This is a genomic window from Candidatus Hydrogenedentota bacterium (assembly GCA_035416745.1).
Classification (GTDB): Bacteria; Hydrogenedentota; Hydrogenedentia; order Hydrogenedentales; family SLHB01; genus UBA2224.
This window is the reverse complement of sequence record DAOLNV010000104.1, coordinates 10,566-16,248: the sequence shown is the minus strand read 5'-3', so window position 1 is coordinate 16,248 and position 5,683 is coordinate 10,566. Positions and strand designations below refer to the sequence as shown.

Below are 5,683 nucleotides of genomic sequence, written 5' to 3'. Positions count from 1 at the left end.
GCGCTGGGGGCCACGGGCTTGGAGCAAGCGCCCCGACTCCGCAAGCCGCGCTTGCAGATCGTCACGCGCCCGATGCGTTCTATCCTCACATCCCGCACGTGGCCCTTCGTCGTATGGCCTGTACGCCGCTTTCGCCCTGCCTCTTCCTGCCGCATACCCGTACCCTCACCCTCCTGAGACGTTTGCACAAAAGTCTGCACAAACGCCATTTTGAGGATACCACGAAATCGTAAGATGTGCACAATGAAGGGGTTAGAAAAGAGGAAAATTAGATGGCGGAGAGACCGGGATTCGAACCCGGGGTACGGTTTGACCCGTACAACGCCTTAGCAGGGCGCCACCTTCAACCACTCGGTCATCTCTCCGCTAAAGCTGGCGACACTCTAGCATGTATCCGGATGGGGATGCAACCCGGCAAGCGGCATCTGCCGGGTATCGCGAGGCTCACGGCAAAGACTCACGCGAGGGCGCCGGAAGTGCGGAGAAAGGGCCATCTCAGCCCCAAAAGGGCTCCATCGAGAAACGGGCTCTTCTGCTTCTGTGTTCTTCGCGCGGCTTCGTGCAAGAAAAGAGGGACGCTTACAGAAAAGAAGGAGCCACACACGAGACGCGCAGACAGCACCTGAGGAAAGATGGACTGCGCTGGGTCGCGCGCTGCGGAGGCCCGGCGCGTCTAGGGCAGCGCGCGTAGATATGGGTAGGAACCCTCGGGCAACATGTGCCACACCGCATCGAAGTCCCACCCTGCGGCGGTAAACGTGGTCTCGGTCTGCATCTCCGCCGTGGATAGTCCCGTGCCGCCGCCGGATTCCGTCTGCCCGCCGGTGTCGATGTCCCAGAATGAGAATTCGACCGTAGCGTAGTTGTTTTGGCCCACAAGGCCGCCAACGTGAGACTCGCCCGTTACGGGGCCTGTCGCGTAACATCGGGAGATCGTGCTGAAGTAATTGTCGCCTGCCAGGCCCCCGACGGAGTCGTTTCCCGTCACCCCGCCCGCCGCATAACATTCCGATACCGCGCCCATGTTGGAGCCCGCTAAACCGCCGGCGAAATCGCCGAGCGCCGCCACCGTGCCCGTGGCGAAACACTGCGATACCGTGCCGCAGATAGAGCCCGCCAGGCCGCCCACGTAGCTGCCCGTACCTGTCACTGCGCCCGTCGCGTAGCACTGAAACACGTCCCCGCAGGCGGACCCGAATAGCCCGCCAACGTTCGAGCCGCCGGTTACCGCGCCCGTCGCGTGGCATTGCGATATCGCGCCGTGGTAGTTGTCACCCACCAGTACCCCGACAAAGTCCTCCCCCGTCACCGAAGATGTCACATGACATTCGGAAATCGTGCCGTCGCTGATCCCGCCCGCCAGGGCGCCAACACGCTCGCCACCTGACACCGCGCCGCCCTCGATGCCGAGGTTTAGGATGACGCCTCCCTCGCCCACAAAGCCAAACAAACCGGCATAGCCTTCGCCCGGCCGGTTGATCACCAGATTCGTGATGACATGCCCCTGGCCGTCGAAGGTCCCGGTAAACGCTGCTGCCGGATCATCCTCGATCCACGTGCCGACCGGGTCAAAGCCTGCGCCGTCGTTCCAGCCCGCCGTCGCCGAGGCGTCGATGTCTTGCGTCAGAACGTAGTCGCCGTCGAGAGGATATGCCGGGTCGTTCCCGATTCGTTGAAGTTCCTCGATGTTCGAAATGTCTCCTCCTCCGCCCGGACCCTTCGAAACCACAAGGTTCACGGCGCTGTTGGCGGTAACGCTTCTCCCCGCTGGAGGATCCTGGCTGAGCACCAGGCCCGCCGCAACCGTGGCATGGTACTCTTGGGTTACGGTTCCAACCGCGAGACCAGCTCCTGTGATAGCGTTTTGTGCCGCCGTTTGCGTCTGGCCAACGACATTGGGAACCGTGACCTTACTGTCTGAAGGCGGGCAGCCGATTACGGCGGCTCCAATGAGCAGAATCGTGAACAGGCGGCCCCCCAAGCGGCTGGTCGAACAACTCATGGTGAAACCTCTCTCACGCGGCATGCGGAGCTGCGCAGCCGCGCATGCACAGCGAGATAGCCGATTTGTACAGATCATTACATTACCAGAGAGTCGAAAATAGACAAGTCCTTTCTGAATGTCAACAGGATTCCCGTGGGGCATATGCCACAGAATAGGGCGCCAGACTCGAAGGGCAATCAACCGAAAAGGCAAAACACGCCAACTTGGAAGAGCGCCGCGAGGGCACGACGGTTTCGTCGGAGGAATTTTGCTCGCGCTCCACATTCTCCGCGGCTCGGTGTGAGACCGCTCCGTGACAAGGCGGGCGATCATTCCCCCGGCGGCGGGATAGGCGCAAACGGCGTTACGGGTTCGCCTCTGACGCGACGGCGGTGGCGGCAACCTCGATGGGATTGGTGTAGACCCATGGGGTCCATTCGCCCAGGATGTCCACTTCCGCTTCGATGCGGTACTTGCCGGCATCTTTTGCCTGCCAATCGAGTTCGCGTCCCTCGGCCTGGTGTGCAACAACGCCGTCATGCACGACGGTGAACCGGCAGGGCACGGGCGACCCGGCCCGCAGGTGCACGTCGGGACCCAGCGGGATGCGTTCGCCCATCACCGCCCTGCCGTCGCGTGAATCCGCCACAAACACGAACCCCGTGCTGTCGGCAAGGACGTCGAACGCGATGTACACCCGGCCCTCGCGAAGCGACTCGAGAATGGCCTCCCTGGACAGCTCGTGCGCGAGGATATGCGTGCTGACGTACCGGACCATCCGCTCGTAAGGGTCGAGTTCGAACCGGAACAGCTCGCGGCCGGGCTCGAGAGGACCAAACAATACCCGAAGTCCCAGACGCTTCCACCAGTTCAGTTCGTATTCGCCAATGGCGTCGGGGCTCGTATCCTCGACGAGAAGCTTGCCCTCATCCGTGCACCGTCCGGTGAAGCCATTGTTCTGGTGGCAGTCATTGGCGGCGATCCCAACGATATGGCGGTCCTTGTTGAGGCGGTCCCAGTTGGCGAGAATCTCGGTCTGGCGATCGAAAATGGTGCGGATTACGTGATCGGGATACTTGCGGATGCTGAAGACGATGTCGGGCAACAGCGCCCTGTACCCGTCTTCGTCCTTGAAATCGGTGTGAATGTTGTAGATCTCCATCCCGACAAGCTGCGGCAGGTTCCAGGGCCGGTCTTCTTCCGAGTGTGCAAAAAACAGGAGTCCCCCCGCCTCCCCGATCGTGTCCGCCAACAGTTCCGGATCCCCTCCGCAATCCAACACCGTGTTGCTGGGCAGACCCCACGGCATGAAACCGCCGGACATCTCGAACCCCGGAACGAACAGGATGCCGTCCTTGACCCCGTCCCACTGAAGCGAATAATCCGCCTTCCCATCAATGCAATGGTCGGACATCAGGATGAAATCGCGCCCGGTCTCCTTCAACGCGCGCTGGATTTCTTCAAACGTTACCTGCGAGTCATGCGAGAAGTGCGAGTGGCTGTGGCACACGCCCTGGTAATCGTTCCAGCCATCGTCGACGGATACATCCACATGCCGCGCCTGGAGCCGCTGCCATGCTTTCGCCTCGCGGGGAAACCGCACAAAACGGTTGTACAGCGCGTCCCGGAACACAAACACGAATACGATAGCCGCAACCAGAACAATCGCCAGGAATGCCCGAAGAGCCCACCGGACTATCGTGCGAACCAGCGACCGTTTCTTCGCCTCTCTTCCGCCGGCAACATTAGACATGGCAACGCCACCCCACTTACGATACTGCGCCACTCAGACTGCCAGGACTGCTTCACAAGCATACCGGAGTCGTAAGCACTGGTCCAACGCACCGTATCGGCGTTCAAGCGTGGCGCGTCTACGCGGCGCACAGCGCGAGGATGGCATCGACCTCGGCCGGGCCGATATCGTCATGCTCGCCCAAGGCTGTGCCACGCGCGGCGATGCGTTTCGCGACCTCCGCGTAGCCCTCGGTGATGCCGTATTCTTTGAGGCGGGTCTTGACGCCTAGCGAGCGGAAGAATTCTTCGGTCTTTTGGATTGCCGCGTCGATGCGCGCGCCGGGGGAACCGTCCACGATTCCCCAAACCCGCTCCGCGTAGTGGAGAATCTTGCCTGCCTTCGGCTTACGCTGATGGCGCATCACCGCCGGGAACACTACCGCAAGGGTCTGTGCATGGTCCAAGCCATATAGGGCCGTCAACTCGTGGCCAATCCCATGGGTCGACCAGTCCTGCGGCACCCCGCAGGATATCAGGCCGTTGAGCGCCTGGGTCGCCGTCCACATGATATTGGCGCGCGCATCGTAATCCGCGGGATTCGCCATGACCTTCGGCCCCTCCTCGATCAACGTTAGCAACACCGCTTCGGCTTGGCGGTCCTGCAATGGGGCGTTGACGGGGTAGGTCATGTACTGCTCCATGACGTGGATGAACGCGTCGACAACGCCGTTGGCGGTCTGCCGCTGCGGCAGCGTGAACGTGGTCTCGGGGTCCAGAATCGAGAACCGTGGATAGACCTTCTCGCTGTAAAACGCCAGTTTCTCCCTGGTCGCGCCGCGCGAGATCACGGCGTTGCCGTTCGACTCGGAGCCGGTAGCCGGAAGGGTCAGGATGGCGCCCAGCGGAACCGCGTCCTCGATGCGCGCGTGTTTGCCGAGAATGTCCCATGGCTCGTCTCCCCGGAAACGCATCGCGGCGGCAATGAATTTCGTTCCGTCGAGGACTGAACCTCCGCCGACCGACAGCAGGAAACGGGTATCCTGTCTGCGGGCGAGTTCAACCGCTTTCATGAGCGTTTCGTAGCGGGGATTGGGTTCGACCCCGCCGAATTCGGCGACATCGAATCCGCGCAGGGCAGCCAGAGTCTGATCGTACACCCCATTCTGTTTGATGGACCCGCCGCCATACGTCATCAAGATGCGCCCATCATGAGGCAACAAACTCGACAGCCTCGCGATGGCGCCCTTGCCAAAGACGATATGAGTGGGATTGAAATACTCGAAGTTGTCCACGGAAGTTCCTCCGAACGTATCACGCCGAGGCACGATGCCTCAGACTCCTTTTTCCTGTAAACGGTATCTTAGCATCTGTCTGTGGCCGGAATTAGGGGTGAGCATTAAGCAAGACGGCAGACGGAAGAAAATAGAATACGCCTGCCCCGGGTCGGCATCCGTGTCGGGCTGCTGCGCAAAAAAACAACCGCGAACGGGGAAAGTCCACGCCTTTCCCCCTTCGCGGATGCAAGGTTGTTCCTGTATTAGTTCTCCGGCGCTGCGCGAGGCAGCACGCCGGAACTCAAGAACTACTGTTTATCAGCCGGGACACAGTCACAAATTGCCGCAGCGGTTGCATAATAGGCGCCCAAGGCGATGTCACCCAATTCGCCATAGCCGAGTGGCGGCGTCTGTATCGGGGTGGCCAAAGCAGCCTTCCAATCAAATTGCTGGGCCCGAGCGGGCAACGTTTTCGATACGCGACCAACATGCTTCATGAGGTTTCACCTCCTCCAAGGCCTACGCGCAAGTATCGCGCGCAAGCCAGAACCATACTCACCACCGCAGGATGCGTCTGCCGAATCCTGCTACCACACACCTTACGGCTTGTTCAGATAGTCGCCAATCTCGCTCAGAGTTGGATTGAACTGGTCGCCGTTGAGCCAGGCTCTCTTTTGCTGAGCCAGCTCAC

General features: G+C 60.8%; 4 protein-coding genes and 1 tRNA gene. All 5 read right to left on the bottom strand.

Annotated features, from left to right (window positions below; all coding sequences use genetic code 11):
• Positions 1 to 273 precede the first annotated feature (273 nt).
• Positions 274 to 365 (bottom strand) — tRNA-Ser (locus tag PLJ71_20345).
• 308 nt (positions 366 to 673) lie between these two features.
• Positions 674 to 2,002 (bottom strand): PASTA domain-containing protein, encoded by a 1,329-nt coding sequence (locus PLJ71_20340; GenBank protein HQM51043.1) that lies wholly within the window; start codon positions 2,000 to 2,002, stop codon positions 674 to 676.
• Positions 2,003 to 2,348: 346 nt separating this feature from the next.
• The gene (locus PLJ71_20335; protein HQM51042.1) at positions 2,349 to 3,737 is read right to left on the bottom strand and encodes a hypothetical protein; all 1,389 of its coding nucleotides are present in this window, start codon (positions 3,735 to 3,737) and stop codon (positions 2,349 to 2,351) included.
• A 118-nt stretch (positions 3,738 to 3,855) separates the two neighbouring features.
• Positions 3,856 to 5,010, bottom strand: a complete 1,155-nt coding sequence (locus tag PLJ71_20330; protein HQM51041.1) for an iron-containing alcohol dehydrogenase — start codon at positions 5,008 to 5,010, stop codon at positions 3,856 to 3,858.
• A gap of 290 nt (positions 5,011 to 5,300) precedes the next feature.
• A complete protein-coding gene (locus tag PLJ71_20325) occupies positions 5,301 to 5,489 on the bottom strand; it encodes a hypothetical protein (GenBank protein ID HQM51040.1) in 189 nt (62 codons plus the stop codon).
• Positions 5,490 to 5,683: the final 194 nt, after the last annotated feature.

Excerpts from the sequence above, each read along its gene's own strand:
- PLJ71_20340 (HQM51043.1), bottom strand. The coding sequence starts at position 2,002 with ATGAGTTGTTCGACCAGCCGCTTGGGGGGCCGCCTGTTCACGATTCTG.
- PLJ71_20325 (HQM51040.1), bottom strand. The coding sequence starts at position 5,489 with ATGAAGCATGTTGGTCGCGTATCGAAAACGTTGCCCGCTCGGGCCCAG.
- PLJ71_20335 (HQM51042.1), bottom strand. The coding sequence starts at position 3,737 with ATGTCTAATGTTGCCGGCGGAAGAGAGGCGAAGAAACGGTCGCTGGTT.